Annotated in this window: 16 protein-coding genes; 8 read left to right on the top strand and 8 right to left on the bottom strand. The window is 62.3% G+C overall.

Annotated elements, in window-relative coordinates; genetic code table 11:
• Positions 1-94: 94 nt before the first annotated feature.
• Both G9C89_RS08790 and G9C89_RS08785 read right to left on the bottom strand, forming a co-directional pair.
• Positions 95-331, bottom strand: coding sequence for a glutaredoxin family protein (locus G9C89_RS08790; protein WP_079201604.1), 237 nt, complete (start codon positions 329-331; stop codon positions 95-97).
• 241 nt (positions 332-572) lie between these two features.
• Positions 573-1,712, bottom strand: coding sequence for a DUF5610 domain-containing protein (locus G9C89_RS08785; RefSeq protein WP_172147479.1), 1,140 nt, complete (start codon positions 1,710-1,712; stop codon positions 573-575).
• A 360-nt stretch (positions 1,713-2,072) separates the two neighbouring features.
• Between G9C89_RS08785 and G9C89_RS08780 the strand changes: the two genes are divergently transcribed.
• Entirely contained in the window at positions 2,073-3,326 is a 1,254-nt protein-coding gene (locus tag G9C89_RS08780; RefSeq protein ID WP_172147478.1) for an OprD family porin, read from the top strand.
• A gap of 64 nt (positions 3,327-3,390) precedes the next feature.
• Here G9C89_RS08780 and G9C89_RS08775 read toward each other — a convergent pair whose 3' ends face one another.
• On the bottom strand, positions 3,391-4,599 hold the full coding sequence (locus G9C89_RS08775; protein WP_172147477.1) for an ammonium transporter: 1,209 nt from the start codon (positions 4,597-4,599) through the stop codon (positions 3,391-3,393).
• Positions 4,600-4,985: 386 nt separating this feature from the next.
• Here G9C89_RS08775 and G9C89_RS08770 point away from each other — a divergent pair, with 386 nt between their 5' ends.
• The 6 genes from G9C89_RS08770 (at position 4,986) to G9C89_RS08745 (ending at position 11,770) form a co-directional block, all read left to right on the top strand.
• Positions 4,986-5,303, top strand: a complete 318-nt coding sequence (locus G9C89_RS08770; RefSeq protein WP_172147476.1) for a DUF883 family protein — start codon at positions 4,986-4,988, stop codon at positions 5,301-5,303.
• An 11-nt stretch (positions 5,304-5,314) separates the two neighbouring features.
• Entirely contained in the window at positions 5,315-5,695 is a 381-nt protein-coding gene (locus G9C89_RS08765) for a phage holin family protein (protein WP_172147475.1), read from the top strand.
• Complete coding sequence (locus G9C89_RS08760; protein ID WP_172147474.1) at positions 5,692-6,027, top strand: hypothetical protein; 336 nt, start codon at positions 5,692-5,694, stop codon at positions 6,025-6,027. Before G9C89_RS08765 ends, G9C89_RS08760 begins: the two co-directional genes overlap by 4 nt.
• A gap of 224 nt (positions 6,028-6,251) precedes the next feature.
• Positions 6,252-7,583, top strand: coding sequence for a deoxyguanosinetriphosphate triphosphohydrolase (locus tag G9C89_RS08755; protein WP_172147473.1), 1,332 nt, complete (start codon positions 6,252-6,254; stop codon positions 7,581-7,583).
• A 3-nt stretch (positions 7,584-7,586) separates the two neighbouring features.
• The gene (locus G9C89_RS08750) at positions 7,587-8,651 is read left to right on the top strand and encodes an FUSC family protein (protein ID WP_172147472.1); all 1,065 of its coding nucleotides are present in this window, start codon (positions 7,587-7,589) and stop codon (positions 8,649-8,651) included.
• A gap of 125 nt (positions 8,652-8,776) precedes the next feature.
• Positions 8,777-11,770, top strand: a complete 2,994-nt coding sequence (locus G9C89_RS08745) for an HD domain-containing phosphohydrolase (protein WP_172147471.1) — start codon at positions 8,777-8,779, stop codon at positions 11,768-11,770.
• An 85-nt stretch (positions 11,771-11,855) separates the two neighbouring features.
• Here G9C89_RS08745 and G9C89_RS08740 read toward each other — a convergent pair whose 3' ends face one another.
• Positions 11,856-12,200, bottom strand: a complete 345-nt coding sequence (locus G9C89_RS08740; protein ID WP_172147470.1) for a YggL family protein — start codon at positions 12,198-12,200, stop codon at positions 11,856-11,858.
• Between the two features lie 247 nt (positions 12,201-12,447).
• Between G9C89_RS08740 and dacB the strand changes: the two genes are divergently transcribed.
• Positions 12,448-13,887 carry a D-alanyl-D-alanine carboxypeptidase/D-alanyl-D-alanine endopeptidase gene (gene dacB / locus G9C89_RS08735; RefSeq protein ID WP_172147469.1) on the top strand — a complete coding sequence of 480 codons (1,440 nt, stop codon included), beginning with the start codon at positions 12,448-12,450 and terminating at the stop codon, positions 13,885-13,887.
• Positions 13,888-13,966: 79 nt separating this feature from the next.
• On the opposite strand, the gene G9C89_RS08730 is transcribed toward dacB, so the two are convergent.
• The 4 genes from G9C89_RS08730 to G9C89_RS08715 form a co-directional block, all read right to left on the bottom strand.
• Positions 13,967-14,395 (bottom strand): hypothetical protein, encoded by a 429-nt coding sequence (locus G9C89_RS08730; protein WP_172147468.1) that lies wholly within the window; start codon positions 14,393-14,395, stop codon positions 13,967-13,969.
• A 107-nt stretch (positions 14,396-14,502) separates the two neighbouring features.
• The gene (locus G9C89_RS08725; protein ID WP_256674153.1) at positions 14,503-15,636 is read right to left on the bottom strand and encodes an MFS transporter; all 1,134 of its coding nucleotides are present in this window, start codon (positions 15,634-15,636) and stop codon (positions 14,503-14,505) included.
• Positions 15,637-15,828: 192 nt separating this feature from the next.
• Positions 15,829-16,122 carry a SelT/SelW/SelH family protein gene (locus tag G9C89_RS08720; protein ID WP_172147466.1) on the bottom strand — a complete coding sequence of 98 codons (294 nt, stop codon included), beginning with the start codon at positions 16,120-16,122 and terminating at the stop codon, positions 15,829-15,831.
• Between the two features lie 139 nt (positions 16,123-16,261).
• Positions 16,262-18,334 carry a FimV family protein gene (locus G9C89_RS08715; RefSeq protein ID WP_172147465.1) on the bottom strand — a complete coding sequence of 691 codons (2,073 nt, stop codon included), beginning with the start codon at positions 18,332-18,334 and terminating at the stop codon, positions 16,262-16,264.
• Between the last annotated feature and the right edge of the window lie 29 nt (positions 18,335-18,363).

The raw sequence follows: 18,363 nt of genomic DNA, 5'->3' as shown, positions 1-18,363 counted from the left end.
CATCGCGAGGCCGTCTCCAGGTGTTTGCGTAGCGCAACATCAGCAGCGGGCGCCTGGAGGCGGTCGCAGTCGGCGGGAGGGTTTTCACAACCCTTCAACGCAAGAATTCTACAACCTGCTCGGCCTCGAACGGCCAGTTGAGTTCAGCGCCGGTATCGCAACGACGCAATACAGGGATGCGCAGGGCATAGCGTTCGACCCAGTCTTCGCGCTCGACGATGTCGATCAGCTCGACCAGCAAACCATGTTCGACGAAAGGCATCAGCATCGCCTCGGCCACGTCACATAAATGACAGCCAAGGGTGCCGAACAGTTGGCATTCAGGGAGCATCCACAGGCCTCCATACAGGGACTTGCAGTCTAGCACCGAGCCCTGCTGGCGTAAGCTTGCTGCGCCAGCAGCCCCCTCTCAGAGGTTGCGAAAAAGACCGCTTCACGCATTCGCGACAAGAGGCCGCACCGTACAGCGCAGCGTTACGTTCGGAGCGCAGCGCCAACCCGCCAGCTTTGCGGCGCACCGATTAACCATGGTGCACTGGCAGCGTCGCAGTAGGCGAGTCTTTCACAACCGCTCAGGCGGCAGTCGACGCCACGGCAGGGTCAAGCAGGCCTTGCAGACCATCGAGCAAGCGACTGTTAAGCCGTTCGGCCTTTTCCAGGTGTTTCATGTCGAGACGTGGATCCAAGGCAAAACCGCCCTTGAGCAGTTCCTGCAGACCGTCGCGACCGCTCTCAAGCAGGCTATTGATGTTGCGCAATGCCGCGAACAGGCCCTTGGCATAATCAATCAGCGACGGGTTGACCGCGCTGGCCGCCTGACCGCCCTGCTCGGCAACGGCGCTGTAGGCGTCGGTGGCCTGGCGCACGCTGCTCTGGGTCAGGCGCAGGGACATCGAGGCCAGCTGTTCGCCGTCCATCTCCAGCGCCATGGCGCGATCGAAAGCGCCCGTCAGGTCGCCAGCATAGAACTTGTCGGCGAGGTCCTGCACCTGAGCAAACAGCTTGTCCAGGGCCGCCCGCTCCTGTTCGTCCAGCTCGCCTTCGACGCTGACCTGCCAGGCGCCGATCTGCACGCTGCCGGACTGACTGCTGGCGACCAGCGCAACAGCACTGCTGTTGCTGGTTGCGGCAACCCGGGTTTGCGACCAGTTGGCCGAAGCCTGGGCGACAGAAATGCGCAGGCGATCGCCATCGCGAGTGGTCACCGCCATCTCGAAAGTTTGCGCGACGGCAGCGAAGCGCTCGCTGGAGGCCGCGACCCGGGTATTGCTGACAGCTTCCAATGCGGCCGGAGCGAAGCGTTTGCCGAGGTCGCCCAGACCATCCTGGATGCGCTGGTAGGTGTCGTCGATGTCCGCCGCCACCTTGCCTTGCAACACCCCCATGCCATCGAGAATCTTGCGCGCCTCGGCAAAGCCTTTCTCCACGCCATCGCGCGCCTGGGTCATTAGCGCCTGCAGCCTGGCAGAATCGGCCCCAGCGGCCGCTTCGCTGTGCAGACGTTGCTCGATAAAACAGAGAACCACCGAGGCGACCTTTTCCGGGCTGAAGGCATCTGTCTTGCCGCTTAGCGCACCGGGCTGCAGACCGAGGCGCTCGGCCAGCCGATTGGCCAGCGTCTGCTGCGCATCGGCGGCATTGCGCATGGCTGTCGAATGGTTCTGCAGAGACGAACGTGAAGCCGGCGAGGCAAGCGAGGCCAGAGTGTTCATGACGAGGTACCAGAGCAGGATATCTACCCGGTTGACGGCCGCGAGCAGGCGAACTTGAGCAGGCAGCGGGCACTGACCGACCAGCGGCGTGCAGGCCACCGACGCCAGATACTCGAGTCAGCCTCTCAGCGACGGTCAGGGTCACGTCGAATACCATCCCTGGTGCCGAGCCATGACCCCAGCCCCGTGGATATGCGCTAGATCTCCCATGACAGACTCGGCAGTCACGCGTAAGTCACTGACACATAAAGCATGCCGACTAAAGTCTAAAGGCCAGTCAAGCGCGCGCGTGGTTTATTCCACAACGCCGTAACAGGTCGGTCACGCGCCGGTCCGCACACCATCATGGAGACAATAATAATGAGTAAGACGCGCCTCGCCCAAGCAGTGGCCCTCGCCACCCTGGGCGCCAGCCTCACCCTGCCATCCCTGGCTTACGCCGAATTCGTCAAAGACAGCAAAGCCAGCCTGGAGCTGCGCAACTTCTACATGAATCGCGACCTGCGCAATAGCACCGCAGTGCAGCAATCCAAACGTGAGGAGTGGGCACAGGGCTTTATCTTCAAAGCCGAATCCGGCTTTACCGAAGGCCCGGTCGGCTTCGGCCTCGACGCCTATGCCGGCCTGGGTCTGAAACTCGACTCGTCGGACGAGCGCGCCGGCACTAACTTGCTGCCCAATAGCTTTGGCAATGAAGGCCCGGATGAGTATTCCGAAGCCACCGCGGCAGTCAAAGTGAAACTGTCGAATACCGTGGCCAAGGTCGGTGGCATGATGCCGAAACTGCCAATCGTCACTTCCGGCGACTCGCGCTTGCTGCCTCAGGTGTTTACCGGCGGCATCATCAACTCCCAGGAGATTGAAGGCCTGAGCCTCAATGGCGGCCAACTGCAGAAGGTCAACTTCCGCAACTCCACCGATACCCAGGACATCACCGCAGCCAACAGCTTTGCAGGTATCGAAGGCGGCGATTACAACCTTGCCGGCGGCGATTACAAATTCAACGGCGGCAATACCACGGTCGGCCTCTGGTACGGTGAACTGGAAGACATCTACGACCAGAAACTCTACAACCTGGTCCATATCCAGCCCGTGGGTGACTGGAAGCTCGGCGCCAACCTGGCGTACTTCGACTCGCAGGACAATGGCAAGCAGCGGGCTGGCGACATCGACAATGGCCTGACCTCGGTAAACCTCTGGGCCGGCCTGGGCGCACACACCTTCCGCACGGGTTACCAGCAAGTCAGTGGTGACAACGCCTTCCCGTTCCTCAACGAGACCGACCCCTACATCGTCAACTACATCCAGATCCTCGACTTCACCCGTGAAGATCAAGAGTCCTGGCAAGCGCGCTACGACATCAACTTCGCGACCTATGGCGTACCCGGCCTGGTGGCCTTCGTGCGCTACGTCACCGGTGAAGATTTCACTGGCGTAGGCGGTCGCGATGGCAAGGAATGGGAACGCGACCTGGACATCAGCTACACCGTTCAGGAAGGCCCGCTGAAAAACCTCGGCGTGCGCTGGCGCAATGCCATGGTGCGCTCCAATGCCAGTATCGGCGACCTCGACGAAAACCGCCTGATCGTCAGCTACAGCATCCCGCTGCTGTAAGCCCGACTGCAAACAAAAAGCCCGCTCATTCGAGCGGGCTTTTTGCGTTTTGGATCGCCTTTGCTCAGTCTTCGCTGACCGAGCCAATCTTGTGGATCGACAAGTCGGCGCCATTGAACTCATCTTCCTGACTCAGGCGGATGCCGACCAGCGCCTTGAGCACGCCGTACACCAGCAAGCCACCGAGCAACGCCACCACAACGCCGAGCGCGGTACCGACCAACTGGCTGCTCAGGCTGATGCCGCCGAGGCCGCCCAAAGCCTGCTGACCGAAGATGCCGCAGGCGATCCCGCCCCACACGCCGCACAGGCCATGCAGCGGCCAGACGCCGAGCACGTCGTCGATCTTCCAGGTGACCTGGGTCGCAGTGAACGCCCAGACGAACAGCGCCCCGGCGATGGCGCCAGTGGCCAAGGCGCCGACCGGGTGCATCAGGTCGGAGCCGGCACACACCGCCACCAGTCCGGCCAACGGGCCGTTGTGCAGAAAGCCCGGGTCATTGCGCCCGACCAGCAAGGCCGCCACGGTACCGCCGACCATTGCCATCAACGTATTGACCGCCACCAGGCCACTGACGCTGCCCAGGGTCTGCGCGCTCATGACGTTGAAACCGAACCAGCCGATGATCAGGATCCACGAGCCCAGGGCGAGAAACGGAATATTCGACGGTGCGAATGCCACCAGCTTGCCATCGCGATAGCGCCCGTTACGCCGCCCCAGCAACAGCACCGCACCCAGGGCCAGCCAACCGCCCATTGCATGCACCACCACCGAGCCGGCGAAGTCATGGAAAGGCGCGCCGAACTGCGCCTCGAGCCAAGCCTGAACGCCGTAGTTGCCGTTCCAGATCACGCCCTCGAAGAACGGATAGACGAAGGCCACGATCAGAATGGTGGCGCACAGTTGCGGACCGAACCGGGCACGCTCGGCGATACCACCGGAGATGATCGCAGGGATCGCTGCGGCGAAAGTCATCAGGAAGAAGAACTTGACCAGGGCATAGCCGTTGCCTTCGGTCAGCACGCTCGCCGGTTCGAGGAAAGTCACGCCATAGGCGATCCAATAGCCTATAAAGAAATAGGCTAGGGCTGACACGGCGAAGTCGGAGATTATCTTCGACAAGGCGTTGACCTGATTCTTCTGCCGCACCGTACCCACCTCGAGAAAGGCGAAGCCGGCGTGCATGGCCAGCACCATGACCGCACCAAGCAGGATAAACAGGGTATTGGAGCCGTGAATCAGGGTTTCCACAGCACTATTGATGTTTTCCATCAGCGAAGAAAACTCCGTGGTTAGAGAAGACGCACCAAAGAGAGTCACTTATGACAGCAGGCGCACCATCCTGCAGCACAACAAGCGACTCACTTCATGTAGCACAGCCATACAGGGCACTGAAACAGCCCCGCTAAAATTTGCACACAAGGAAATTAATCTATATTTATCAATTAGTTATCAATACACCATGGCGTCCGAGCCGACCCTTGCCAAGCCCCATAAAAGAGCATTCAGCCAAGGGAGCGCACCAGCACAATGCAAGCGTTGTACCAGTGCGTGATCGATCAGCAGCTGAAACCGCCCGGCCTTATAAAGAAGGAACCCAATCCCCGCTCCACACTCGAACCTTTTACACTGAACAAAACAGTTCAAGGAGAAACCCGATGCCTCGTAAAAACGCCAGCGCAACAAGCCAGGACGAACTGATCAACGAATTTCAGGCACTGGTTAGCGACACTGAAAAACTGCTGCAACATTCGGCCAGCCTGGTTGGCGAGCAAGCCGAAGAGCTACGCGAACAGATCCGCACCAGCCTCGGCCGCGCCCGCTCCACCTTGCACAATGCGGAAGACTCGCTACGTGATCGCGGCAAGGCCGCAGTCCAGGCAACCGAGGGTTATGTGCAGACCCATCCCTGGCAGACGCTGGGCGTTGCCGCCGCCATCGGTTTGCTGCTGGGCATGCTGATCACTCGGCGCTGATGAGAGAAGACATGGACGCCACACCCTCCCCCCCCAGCCGCGGCGCCTCGCCGCGGCGCTTTGCCGGTGCCCTGCTCGGTTTATTACATGGCCATGTCGCACTGTTTGGCGAAGAGCTGAAAGAACAGCAAAGCCACACGCTTCGCCTGTTGGTGCTGACCAGCCTGAGTCTGGTGTTTGGCTTGCTCCTGGTGATCGGCCTGTCTGCTGCGCTGTTGATCAGTTTCTGGGATAGCCATCGGCTGACCGTGATCATCCTGCTGTGCGCGGCTTATACCCTGGGCCTGCTGATTTGCCTGCTGCGCCTGCTGACACACCTGCGCAATGCCCCTCCACCGTTCAATGCCAGCCTCGAAGAACTGGCCCGCGACCGCGAGCAACTGCTGCCATGAGCCTACCCGAACTGCCTGCCAAGGCCTCGCGCAGCGAGTTACGCAAAGCCATGCTGCGCCTGCGCCTGGAAATGCATCGCCAGGAATTGCGCCACGAAACCCTGGTGATCCTGCAACCGCTACGCCAGGTGCAGCATTTCAGCAGCCATTGGCGTGAAGAGCTGAGCAACAGCAACGCCCCACTCTGGGTCGCTGGCGGCGCCCTGCTGCTGGCGACGCTGGGCGTACGCCGCGGCAACTGGCGACGCTGGCTACGCATCGCCCTGATCGCCTTCCCGCTGCTCAGGCGCAACCCGCCACGCGGCGCTGGCAACGAGGCAAAAGCCCCATAAGCAGGCCCTCGCCTGGCTGAAGCATAACGCCGCAATTCGCGGCGTTTTGCTGCCTGCCCATAAGCCCGCAAGTGCTCGCTCGCCCCCCTCGCCACCGATGGCCACCTGCACGCGGCCCTGGCGCCCCCCATATTCAATCAATAAGGATGCCCCACAGCGCTTGCAGCCGATCGCGCGAACCCCGAAGCTAGAGGTCATCTGCCACTGAATGGCGAGGACTGGCCTTGGACTGGCAAACACTGCTCAACCGCGAACGACTCGGCAAACCGACGCACAGCGCCGATGAACTGGGCCGCACGCCCTTCCACAAAGATCATGACCGGATCATCTTCTCCGGCGCCTTTCGCCGCCTGGGACGCAAGACCCAGGTACATCCGGTGTCGAGCAACGACCACATCCACACGCGCCTGACCCATTCGCTGGAAGTCAGCTGCGTCGGGCGCTCGCTGGGCATGCGTGTCGGCGAGATGATCCGCAGCGAGCTGCCCGCCTGGTGCGAGCCGAGCGATCTGGGCATGGTCGTGCAGTCGGCGTGCCTGGCCCATGACATCGGCAACCCGCCATTCGGCCATTCGGGCGAGGATGCGATTCGCCACTGGTTTCAGCAGGCCGCGGGGCGCGGCTGGCTGGAGGCGATGAGCGAAGCCGAGCGCGGCGATTTTCTCAGTTTCGAAGGCAACGCCCAGGGTTTTCGCGTGCTCACCCAGCTGGAATACCACCAGTTCGACGGCGGTACGCGACTGACCTATGCAACCCTCGGCACTTACCTGAAATACCCCTGGACCGCGCGTCACGCCGAAGCGCTCGGTTACAAGAAGCACAAGTTCGGCTGCTACCAGAGCGAACTGCCGCTGCTCGAACAAATCGCCCACAAACTCGGCCTGCCGCAACTGGAAGAACAGCGCTGGGCGCGCCATCCGCTGGTCTATCTGATGGAGGCGGCGGACGACATCTGCTACGGCCTGATCGACCTGGAAGATGGCCTGGAGATGGAACTGCTCGACTACCGCGAAGTCGAGGCACTGCTGCTCGACCTGGTTGGTGACGACCTGCCGGAAACCTACCGCCAGCTTGGTCCGCAGGATTCAAAACGGCGCAAGCTGGCGATCCTGCGCGGCAAGGCCATCGAACACCTGACCAATGCCGCTGCCCATGCTTTCGTCGAACAGCAAGACGCCCTACTTGCCGGTACCCTGCTGGGCGATCTGGTCGAGCATATGCACGGCACCGCCAAGCGCTGCGTGCAGAGCGCCAAGGACATGGCGCGGGAGAAGATCTTCCAGGACAAGCGCAAGACCCTGCACGAGATCGGCGCCTACACCACCCTGGAAATCCTCCTCAACGCCTTTTGTGGCGCCGCACTGGAGCAGCACGGCGGGCGCACACCATCGTTCAAGCACCGGCGTATCCTCGACCTGCTCGGCAACAATGCGCCGGACCCGCATGGATCGCTGTATACCTCGTTTCTGCGCATGATCGACTTTATCGCCGGCATGACCGACAGCTACGCTACTGAAATGGCCCGTGAAATGACGGGGCGCTCGAGTCCGGTGTAATTCATGAAAAGCGTGCTACGGAAAACCTTCAGCTGGCATGCCGGACCGCCGGCCTGGGGGCCGGCGATGGTCGCCGGCTTCGGCTGCGCCCTGCCCTTGCTGCTTGGCTTGTTCAGTGCCCACCCGGGCTTTCTCTGGGCATCGGTTGGCGCCTTTCAGGCCGCCCAGGCCAACCCCCTGCACCGCTTCGGCATGCTGCGCATGCTGATGCTCATCGGCCTCGGCGCCTGCAGTGCCGGCCTGGGTTTCTGGGCGGCCAGCAATCCGCTGATCAGTCTCGGCCTGTTCGGCGCCTTCGGTTTCTTGCTCGCCTGGCTGCAACGCTTTGGCAGCGAGGCCGGCAAACTCGGCATAGGCCTGGCCGTCTGCCTGTGTCTGGGGCAAGGTCAGCAAGGCCTGGGCAACCTGGATAAACCGTTGGCCATCGCCATGCTGTTCATCCTCGGCGGCCTCTGGGTGATGCTCCTGGCGTTCGGCCTGCGTGGCATGCATGGCCTGCGCATGTGGCCCTACATGCCCCGCTTCGTCAGCATCCTCAAAGTGCTCAAACGCCGCGCCAGGCGCTTGCCGCAGCAGCAGTGGCGCCTGCATGCACTGGCCTGCACCCTGGCCTTCTCGCTCGCTGGCCTGATCGTCAACCTGGCCGGCCTGGAACGCGGCTATTGGTTGACCTTGACCGTGGTGACCACCCTGCAGCTGGAATTCCAGGGCAGCCTGGTGCGCGCCCTGCAAGCGAGCCTGGCCAGCCTGGCTGCTGCCGGGTTATTGATCTTGCTCGGGCACAGCCTGCAGGACCCGCCCCTGATGGTCGCCACCCTGCTGCCATTGATCGCCCTCAGCCGTGCCATCCAGGCCAACCACTATGGCTTGTTCGTGCTGCAAACCACCGTCTGCTTCGTCTTGCTCGCCGAAAGCCTCGCCCAGGATTGGCAGCTTGCCGAAGTGCGCTTGCTCAACGCCCTGTTTGGCGTGGTACTGGCGCTGCTCGTCGCGCTGCTCATGCACGGGCTGAGTCAGTTACTGGACAAACACGCGAAGCGCGTTGCCACGCCGCAGCAAACACCTTGAGCAGGGACATCGAGCAGCAGCTCTAAGCTTAGGTTTTCTTATAATTAATCGCTTTTAGCAGGCAACCCTGCGGACCCTTCACTATGCTTCGCGGGTCCGCAGCGCAATTCACGGAGGGACGCGCGATGCCCAGGATTACCAGGCCCCACGACCGCCGCTTGCCCCTGCACGTACATATCAGCGTGTTGTTCACCCTGCTGTTGTTGCTGATCGGCGTAGTGCTGGGACTGTTCAACTACCAGCAGAACTCGCAGATCATCTTCTCCAGCAGCGCCAAGCTGTTCGAACGCCTCCAACAGGACGTGCAGAAGGATCTGCGCCACACCTACCAACCCATCAACCACCTGCTCAACATGCTGGTGCTCAATCGCGACACCCAGGCGAGCGATCTTCAGGGCCGCCTGGCGCTGCTTGAACCTTTGGCCCAGGCCCTGCGTGACAACCCCAAGCTGGCCTCGCTGCACCTCGGCTATGCCGACGGCGACTTTTTCATGCTGCGGCCGCTGCGCAGCGAAACGCGGAAGCAGCTCCTGGCAGCACCCGAGCAGGCGAGCTATCAGGTCTGGTCGATCGACCGCAGCGCAACCGGGGTCGAGGCCCATTACCTGTTCTTCGACGATACGCTGAACCTCATCAGCCAGCAGCAACGCCCCCTGGAAGCCTTCGACCCACGCAGCCGCAGTTGGTACCTGAGCGCCAGCAGCCAGACCGAGCAGATCACCACCGCGCCTTATGTGTTCTTCTCCACCCGGGAAGTCGGCACTACCCTGGCCAGGCGTGCCGGACCGAGCAGCGTGCTGGCCGCGGACCTGACCCTTTCCGACCTCTCCACCACCCTGGCCCAGCACCAGGTGACGGCCAGCAGCCAAGTCATCCTGTTCGATGCCAAGGGCAATACCGTGGCCTATCCAGACAGCACGCGCCTGTTGCTGATGGATGACGACCAAGCGCAGCTGACCCCGGCCCGCGATCTCAGCCCGGAACTCGCGACCCTCCTGGGCGATGGCCTGGACGCCCCGCATCAGGGCATTCTGGAGCTGAGCGAACGACGCTGGGTCGTCTCGCGCAGCCATATCCAGGAAGGCGGACCGCAAGGTCTGCACCTGGCGCTGCTGGTACCGGAAGACGAACTGCTGGCCGACGCCTATCGCATCCGCTGGCAAGGCGCACTGATCACGCTGACCGCCTTGCTGCTGTGCCTACCCCTGGGTTGGCTGGCGTCGCGGCTTGTGGCCAAACCCTTGCGCGCCCTGGTGCAGGAGGCCGAGGCCATCCGCCGTTTCGACTTCAACCACCCCTCCAGCGGTCACTCGCCGGTGCTGGAAGTGGATCAACTGGCTAAATCCATGGTGCGGATGAAGGAGACCATTTCCAGCTTCCTCGACATCTCCGCCAGCCTCTCCGCCGAAACCCGCTTCGACACCCTGCTTGAACGGATTCTGCAGGAGACCGTGGCCATCAGCGCGGCCCACGGCGGCCTGATTTACCTGCTCGACGCCGACAGCGGGCGCCTGGAGCCTTATGGTCTGTTTCTCGACGGCGCGCAGCACAGTCTCGACCAGCACAGCATTCGTGGCTACGACAAGGCCGCCAGCCAATTGCCCTGCTGGCTGCAGCAACCGGCCAACGGCGCCAAGAGCAGCATCGCCTCGCTGGGCTTCGATCAGGCCGGCGACTACCGAAGCCTGCTGCAAAGCCTCGACAGCCCGCGCGTCCATCTGGTAGCCACCGGCCTGCACAACCGTCAGGGCGATAGGCTGGGCATCCTGGTGCTGTTGCACTGCGACCGTGGCGAGCCATCCGACCTGGCCATGCAGAGCCCCGAGCGCGTGGCGTTCGTCGAGGCGCTGTCCGGCGTGGCGGCGCTGTGCATTGACAGCCAGCGTCTGCTGGAACGGCAGAAACTGCTGCTCAATGCATTTATCCAACTGATCGCCGGCGCCATCGATGCCAAGAGCCCCTATACCGGCGGCCACTGCCAGCGCGTGCCGGAAATCACCCTGATGCTGGCCCGCGCGGCGGCGGACAGCGATGAGCCGGGCTTTCGCGACTATCGGCCCAGCGACGATGAATGGGAGGCGCTGCATATTGCCGCCTGGCTGCATGATTGCGGCAAGGTCACCACGCCCGAATACGTGGTAGACAAGGCGACCAAGCTGGAGACCCTCTACGATCGCATCCATGAAGTGCGCATGCGCTTCGAAGTGCTCAAGCGCGACGCCTGGATCGCTTATTGGCAAGGCTGCGCGCAAGGGGGCGACCCGCTGCAACTGGCCACCGGGCGCGATGAGTTGCTGGCCACCCTGGACGCTGAGTTCGCCTTCGTCGCCCGCTGCAACATCGGCGCTGAGGCCATGGCCGAGGCGGACCTGGCGCGCCTGCAACAGATCGCCACACGCACCTGGACACGCACCCTCGATGATCGCCTCGGTCTGTCCTGGGAAGAAGCCAAACGCCATGAGCGGCGGCCGGCATCGCGCCTGCCGGTCGAAGAGCCGTTGCTGGCCGACAAGCCCGAGCACCTGATCGAACGTCCACCCGCGGAAATCATCCCGCCCGATAATCCCTGGGGCTTCCAGCTGGACGTGCCCTTGCACAAGTTCAATCGCGGCGAGCTGCACAACCTGGGCATCACCCGTGGCACGCTAACGCGCGAAGAGCGCTACATCATCAACCACCACATCGTGCAAACCATCCTCATGCTCGACCGCCTGCCCTTTCCCGCGCACTTGCAGAGCGTCTGCGAGATCGCGGGCGGTCACCATGAAAAAATGGACGGCAGCGGCTACCCGAAACGCCTGCACCGCGAACAGATGAGCCTGCCGGCACGCATGATGGCGATAGCCGATATTTTCGAAGCGTTGACCGCCGCGGACCGTCCCTACAAAAAGGGCAAGCGGCTCTCGGAGTCGCTGCACATCATGGCGACCATGTGCCAGGACGCGCACATAGACCGGGAACTGTTCGGCTTGTTCGTCCGCACGAAAATCTATCGGCGCTACGCCGAACGCTTCATGCAAGCACAACAGATCGACGAGGTGGATGAACGCGCAGTGCTGAGCAAAGCCGGGCTGGCAGACAAGACGTCCGCTGGGCTTGATATCTTCTTGGCGAATTAGACGGTCTTGCAGAAGGGCGGGAGCCGAAGGCCCGCATGCACGGTGAAGCAACGGCTAGGCATGTTGCATGCCCAGCCGGCGGACATCAGGCCGGGGTATTGATGGTGCTGTCCGGATACCAAACGTCCATCAGCGGGCTGACAGTAATGTCGACCAGCTCATCACGACCTTTCAACCAAGCTTCGACCTGGGCACGCTGCTCTTCGCTGACCGAGCCACGCTTGGCCAGACATACCAGACCATAGTCATCGCCACCGACATAACCAAGACCGTTGGCGGTCATGGCGTCACGCAGAAACTGATCGAGGAATGCATCAATGGCCTCTTCGGCCAGATCGTCTTTGAAGTTCAGGTTCAGCTCAAAACCCAGCTCCTGGAATTCATCCACGCAGAGTTTTTTGCGCAGACGGCGGGAACGGTTAGTAGCCATGGAACAATCCTCAAAAGTGATAACGCGCGGCACTTTAGCAGCTTGCCGTACGAATTGCCCGCCTCTCTGCCAGCCAGGCGACAGGCGCCGTGCAGCCAAACCAGCAGAGCGAGCATTTACGCCGGTCACAGAGCGGCGCAAGGAGGACGACCTTGGGGCATAATGTGCGGCAATTCGCAAAACCTCGACGGAACCTTCCGCACATGTCGCTCGTGATCGCCACCCCTCGCCTGGAGGGTATTTACCCATGATCAACACCTTGCGCAAACTGGCCATCGCCGGTTTGCTCCTGCCGCTCGCCCTGCCCTTGCATGCCGCCGTCAACAGCAGCCTGCCGGCCAAGGTCCAGCAATCGCTGAAAGCCAACAAGATCAGCAGCCAATCCCTGTCGGTGGTCACCCTGCCACTGACCGGCCCGGGCACCAGCACCTTCTTCAACGCCGACGTGTCGGTCAATCCGGCCTCGACCATGAAGCTGGTGACCACCTTTGCCGCGCTGGAGCTGCTCGGCCCGACGCACCAGTGGAAAACCGAGTTCTACACCGACGGCCCGCTGAAAGACGGCGTGCTGCACGGCAACCTGTTCCTCAAAGGCGGTGGCGACCCCAAGCTGAACATGGAGCGCCTCTGGCTGCTGCTGCGCGACCTGCGCGCCAACGGCGTGCACCAGATAAGCGGCGACCTGGTACTTGACCGCAGCCACTTCAACCAGCCTGCTCTACCGACCTTCAACGATGACGGTGGCGACACCAACAAACCGTATCTGGTCACCCCCGACGCCTTGCTGGTCAACCTCAAGGCACTGCGCTTCGTCGCGCGCACCGACGGCGGCAAAGTGCACATCGCGGTCGAGCCACCGATTGCCGAGATCCGCATCGACAATCGGGTCAAGGCCTTGCCTGCCGGCAAATGCCCCGGCTGGCCGGATGTGCGCTACAACCCGGTGAAACAGTTCGACGGCACCACCGTGATCGTCAGCGGCAAACTGACCGAGGGCTGCAGCGCCCAGACCTATCTGTCCCTGCTCGACCACCCCGGTTATGCGGCCGGCACCGTGCGGGCGATCTGGGAGGAACTGGGCGGCAAGATCCTCGGCAAGGATCGCCTCGCCGATGTGCCGAAAAAGGCCCGCCTGCTCGCGCGGGCCTTCTCCCCGGACCTGGTGGAGATCATCCGTGACATCAACAAATACAGTAACAACACCATGGCCCGTCAGCTGTTTCTGAGTCTCGGCGCGCAGTTCCGCAACGAGGCCGATGGCGACGATGCCAAGGCAGCGCAGCGAGTGATCCGTAGCTGGCTGGCGCGCAAAGGCATTACCGCCCCGCACCTGGTGATCGAGAATGGCTCCGGCCTGTCGCGTGACGAACGCGTCAGCGCACGTGAACTGGCGCAGCTGCTGCAGGCCGCTTGGAAAAGCCCCTATGCCGCCGAATTCATCAGCTCCATGCCGCTGGTGGCCATGGACGGCACCATGCGTAAGCGCCTGCACCGCACCGCTCTTGTCGGCGAGGCGCATATCAAGACCGGCACCCTGAACAATGTCCGCGCCATCGCCGGCTACAGCCGCGACCGCAACGGCAATAGCTGGGCGGTGGTGGCGATTCTCAATGATCCGCGGCCCTGGGGCGCGTCATCGATTCTCGATCAGATACTGATCGACCTGTATCGCCAACCCAAACCCTGAACGCATGGGTAGACGGCTGTCCGGCATGCAGTGCGTGGGAAAATAGCCGCCATCGACGCAGGCAATGTTTCCCACGGCCTCAGCCGCGCACGCCGCCTTCGCGCTCCCAGGCACAGCGCACCCGCAGCTCACCCTCTTGCGGGCTGTGGCAACCGCTGTCCGACTCCCAGCGGAAGGTATGCGTGCCATTCAGTTCGGTTTCCAGATGCACCACGGCGCTGGCCCAATACAGGCGTTTGAGCAGCGTCTCGAACTGCTCGATCCACAGGTTCCACTCATACTCGACCGCGCGGTAACTGGCGCCGAAGTGAATCACCTGGGTCTGGTACAGGCCTTCTCCGGGCTGCTGGCAACAGGCAAACATCTCGCGCCCGAGAAATGGCCAGGCCTCGCCCGCCGGCAACTCGCCCAGCACCTGGTGGTTGATCTGCCGACGCAAACGGCTCTGCGCCGGACTAGCGGATGGCCAGTCGCGAATGCAGCCATAAACGATGGATTCGGACTCCACACGGGTACTCCAGAAAATCAAGGCTGCCTTCTACCACAGCGTCGAGTGCCGAGAAAGGAACTGCTGGGGAACTTTGTCATTTTGCCGGCCGGCTCACCGTCGCCTGATCAGGCATGGCGCGGGCCGTTACGCATGACCCAGGCCAGCGCCGTCATCAGCAACGCCAGGCCGGTCAGCACCATGAACGGTAACTGATAGTGACCGGCAAGATCGCGCGCCAGCCCGGTCAGCACCGGCGTCAGACACGCCATGCTGTAGCCCATGCAGAGCATCATCGCGGTCCAGCGACTGACTGCCAGCGGCGAGCCCGCCTCGTACAACGGCAGCACCAGGGACAAGGCAAATGAGCCGCCGAGACCGAAGCCGATGGTGACCGCCCAGAATTCCGGCGCGAAGGTCGGCACCAAGGTGATCATCGCCAGGCTCACGGACGACAACAAGCCGCAGGCGACCAACAAGGCATAGCGATTGCCGAAACGCTGGGCCAACCAGGGCAGCAGGAACGCACTGGGCATGCCCATCAGCATCGAGATACTGAACAGCGCATTGCTGTGCAGCAGGGTCAAGCCTGCCTCGTGGTAACGCGCCACCGCCCAGGTTGCCAGGGCATAGAACAGCCCTGCCTGAATCGCGAAAAAGCAGCTGATCATCCAGGCCCGCGGCTGCTTCCATGGCAAACCGCTGCCGGCTTCTGCTGCATCCGCGGACTCCGCCCGATTGGGCAGGCACAGCCACAACAGCGACCCCAACAGCGCGGGCAAGGCCCAAACCGCCAGCCCCTGCGGCCAACTGTCGCCGAACAGTTGCGCGGCTGGCGCCGTCAGCACGGCACCAGCGGCGCCGCCAATAGCCATACTCAGGGAATACCAGCCGACCACCGTGCCCATCTGCCCAGCGAAGTGGCGCTTGATAAAGCCAGACAGCAAGGGCCCGGCAATGGCGATGGCGGCACCGAGCAGCACTGCACTGGCAATCAGCACCACACTGGACCGACCGGCCAGGCGCATCAGCAAGGCAGCGGTGATCACCCCCATGCACACGGCAACGGTACGCTCCAACCCCAGCCGCAACGCCAGACGCGGAGCGAAAGGCGCCAGCAAGCCCATGCACAGTACCGGCAACGCCGTGGTCAGGCTGATCAGGCTCCGGCTCAATGCCAGCTCATCGGCAATCCGCTCGATGAGCGGCGCCAGCGAGGTGATCCCGGGGCGCAGATTGATCGCCGCGACCACCAACGCCAGCAATAGCAGGGCTCTAGACGGCGCGTTCAATTTGCGCCGGCCCGGGGCGGTCGAACAGACAATTGCAAACAGGTTTCTGGCGAGGTTTTCACTAAGATTCCAACATCCTGATGGCTAGACTGAGCGAGCCGGAAACCCTAGCGCCTAGGCGGCTGGAGAGCAAGTCCGCAAGCACTAAAGCTGACCGAGCGATCAGGCGCCGTTCGAACGATCATTGTGACCAAGATCCCGCGCCGGATCGATCAAGTCGCGCAAGCGCTGCTTGAGCACCTTGGCTTCGGGAAAACCACCGTCGGCCTTGCGTTCCCAGAGCTGCACGCCATCACAGGTGACGCGAAACACCCCGCCGGTGCCGGGCTGCAGGCTGACCTTGCCGAGATCATCGGCGAAGGTCGACAGCAGTTCCTGGGCCAGCCAGGCCGCACGCAACAGCCATTGGCACTGACTGCAATAGGTGATGGTCACTTCTACCTTGCTGCTGGACATAAACCACTCTGCCTACGCAAAAAGAAAGATGATAACCCCGTCCCGGCTTGCAACGTAAAAAGGCCCGCTTACCTTGCGCAGGTAAGCGGGCCTTTTAGATGAAGCCCCGATCAGCTAGTGACAGGCTTGACGCATGCCTTCAGGCAATTTTCGCCAACAGCTCGCGGGCTTCCTGCTTCTGTTCGTCATCCCCATCGTTGATGACTTCATTGAGGATATTACACGCGCTTTCCAGGCTGCCCTGATCGATGTAGGCCAGTGCCAGGTTGAGTTTGGCCAGGTTATCATGACTGCCGGCCAACTGGTCGAGGTCGTGCATCAGGCCGCTGCCATCGGCAAGGGGTTGATCGAGGAAGCCTTCGGCCAGATCGTCGTGCAACCAGTCGTCTGCCGATGCTTCTTCAACCAGCATCGACTGGGCGAAGGGACTGCGCGCATCGCGATTGCCCGCCAACTCAAAAGACTCCGGCACCTCGTCACGCGCGGAAAACTCCGGTGCCGAGGCGGCACCCTTCTTACGCATGCTGGTTGGAAATGGGCTGACCAGATCCCAATCCGCATCCAGCGACAAATCATCCAGATTGAGCTGGAAATCATCCTCCAGCACCTCATCCGCTTGCACTGGCGCCTCGTCCAGCACCAACACGGCATCGTCCAGCGTCTCGGCAGCCACGGGGGCATCGAGCAACCCGGGATGACGCGCCTTGAGCTGATCGATACGCGCCGCAGTGAAACCGGAATCGCGCAACCTCGCCTCTTCCTCGGCGAAGGCCCGGGCATTGCCCTGCTGGGCCAACACTTCCAGCAGACGGAAGCGAATATCACTGCGCTCTGGCTGAGCATCCAGCGCCTTGCGCAGGATCACTGCAGCCTCACCGAAGCGGCCATAGGCAATATAGATATTCGCGCCTTCCAATGCGTCGACTGGATTGGTTACAGCTGCCGGTGCCTGATCGACACGAGCGACCAAAGGAACGCTGCGCAGCGGCGGCGCAATTGGCTCGGGCATGTTAGCCGCAGGCCCGGGAACTGGCTGAGCCGGTTGATCTGGCGCTGCCAGCGAACGCCGCTTGCGCCAGAACAGCCCGAACAAACCCACCAGCAGCACGACCAGCGCAGCCAAAGCGGCGCCGAACCAGTTGCGGCTCGACGCCTCGCCTGACTCGCTCAGCTCAACCAGCGGAGGCTCTGCGGCGGCAGGTGCCGGAGACGACTGGACGAGCGCGGGCCGCTCCACCAACTGGGTTTGCAACTCGGCCAATTGCTGATCCTTGTCGCCCATCTGTGTCTGCAACTGCTGCAACTGCGCCTGCAGATCGGTGATGCTCTGTTGCAGCTTGAGCGTTTCCTCGGCCTGACTGAGCAGCTCCTGATCCAGGCGCCGCTGTATTTGTGCCATCTGTTCGGCCTGCGCATCGACTGGCGGCTCACCGGGCGCCAGGGGCTGCATGCTGGCGCTGGCAGCGCCATCAGCACTGACGCTGGCGAGCGGTGCACCGAGCGCCTGGGCGGCGTCCGGGAGCAACAGGTCGGCCCCGGCCCGCAGGCGGTTGATATCACCAGCACTGAATGCCTGCGGATTGAGTGCGTGGATATCGCGCATCAACGCCTGCTGCGATGCCTGACTACCGGCAACGCGCAAGTCTGCGGCGATCTTCCACAGGCTGTCGCCACTGACGACCCGATACCGCACCCCTGCTTCGGCGACCGGCATGACGCGCGGCGCAGCGGCAGTTGCTGACGCTGCCGCAACCACCGGCGGCGTGGACGCTGCGCGCACCTCAGGCACGGCCGCGACGGTACGGTAGGCCGATGAACCGGGCGGATCGAGCAGCAGGGTGTATTCGCGCAGCAGCGCACCATTGGGCCGCGCCACTTCGACGATGAAGTTCAAATAAGGCTCGCGCACCGGCTGACTCGACACCACACGAATCACACTGTTGCCGCCTCGCAGCAAAGGGGTGAAACGCAGATCGTTGAGAAAGAACAAGCGATCGACGCCAGAGCGGCTGAATGCATCGGCAGATGCCAGTCGCACCAACAGATCACTGCTGGACAGATCGGCGACTTCCAAGAGTTCAATTTCCGCCTCCAGCGGCTGATTCAACGCCGAATGCAGGGTGATCTCGCCCAGCCCCAAGGCTGGCACTACGCCAGAATAGAATGCCGAGCTTGAAGCAAGACCGAACAGCAATTGCCGGACCCGAGACATATGCACTCTCCCGCTGACTCCGCTCCCGA

The sequence above is a fragment of the Pseudomonas tumuqii genome (assembly GCF_013184545.1).
Taxonomy (GTDB): Bacteria; Pseudomonadota; Gammaproteobacteria; order Pseudomonadales; family Pseudomonadaceae; genus Aquipseudomonas; species Aquipseudomonas tumuqii.
Note: the sequence above shows the minus strand (reverse complement) of the source record. Positions and strands in the feature narration are given on the sequence as shown.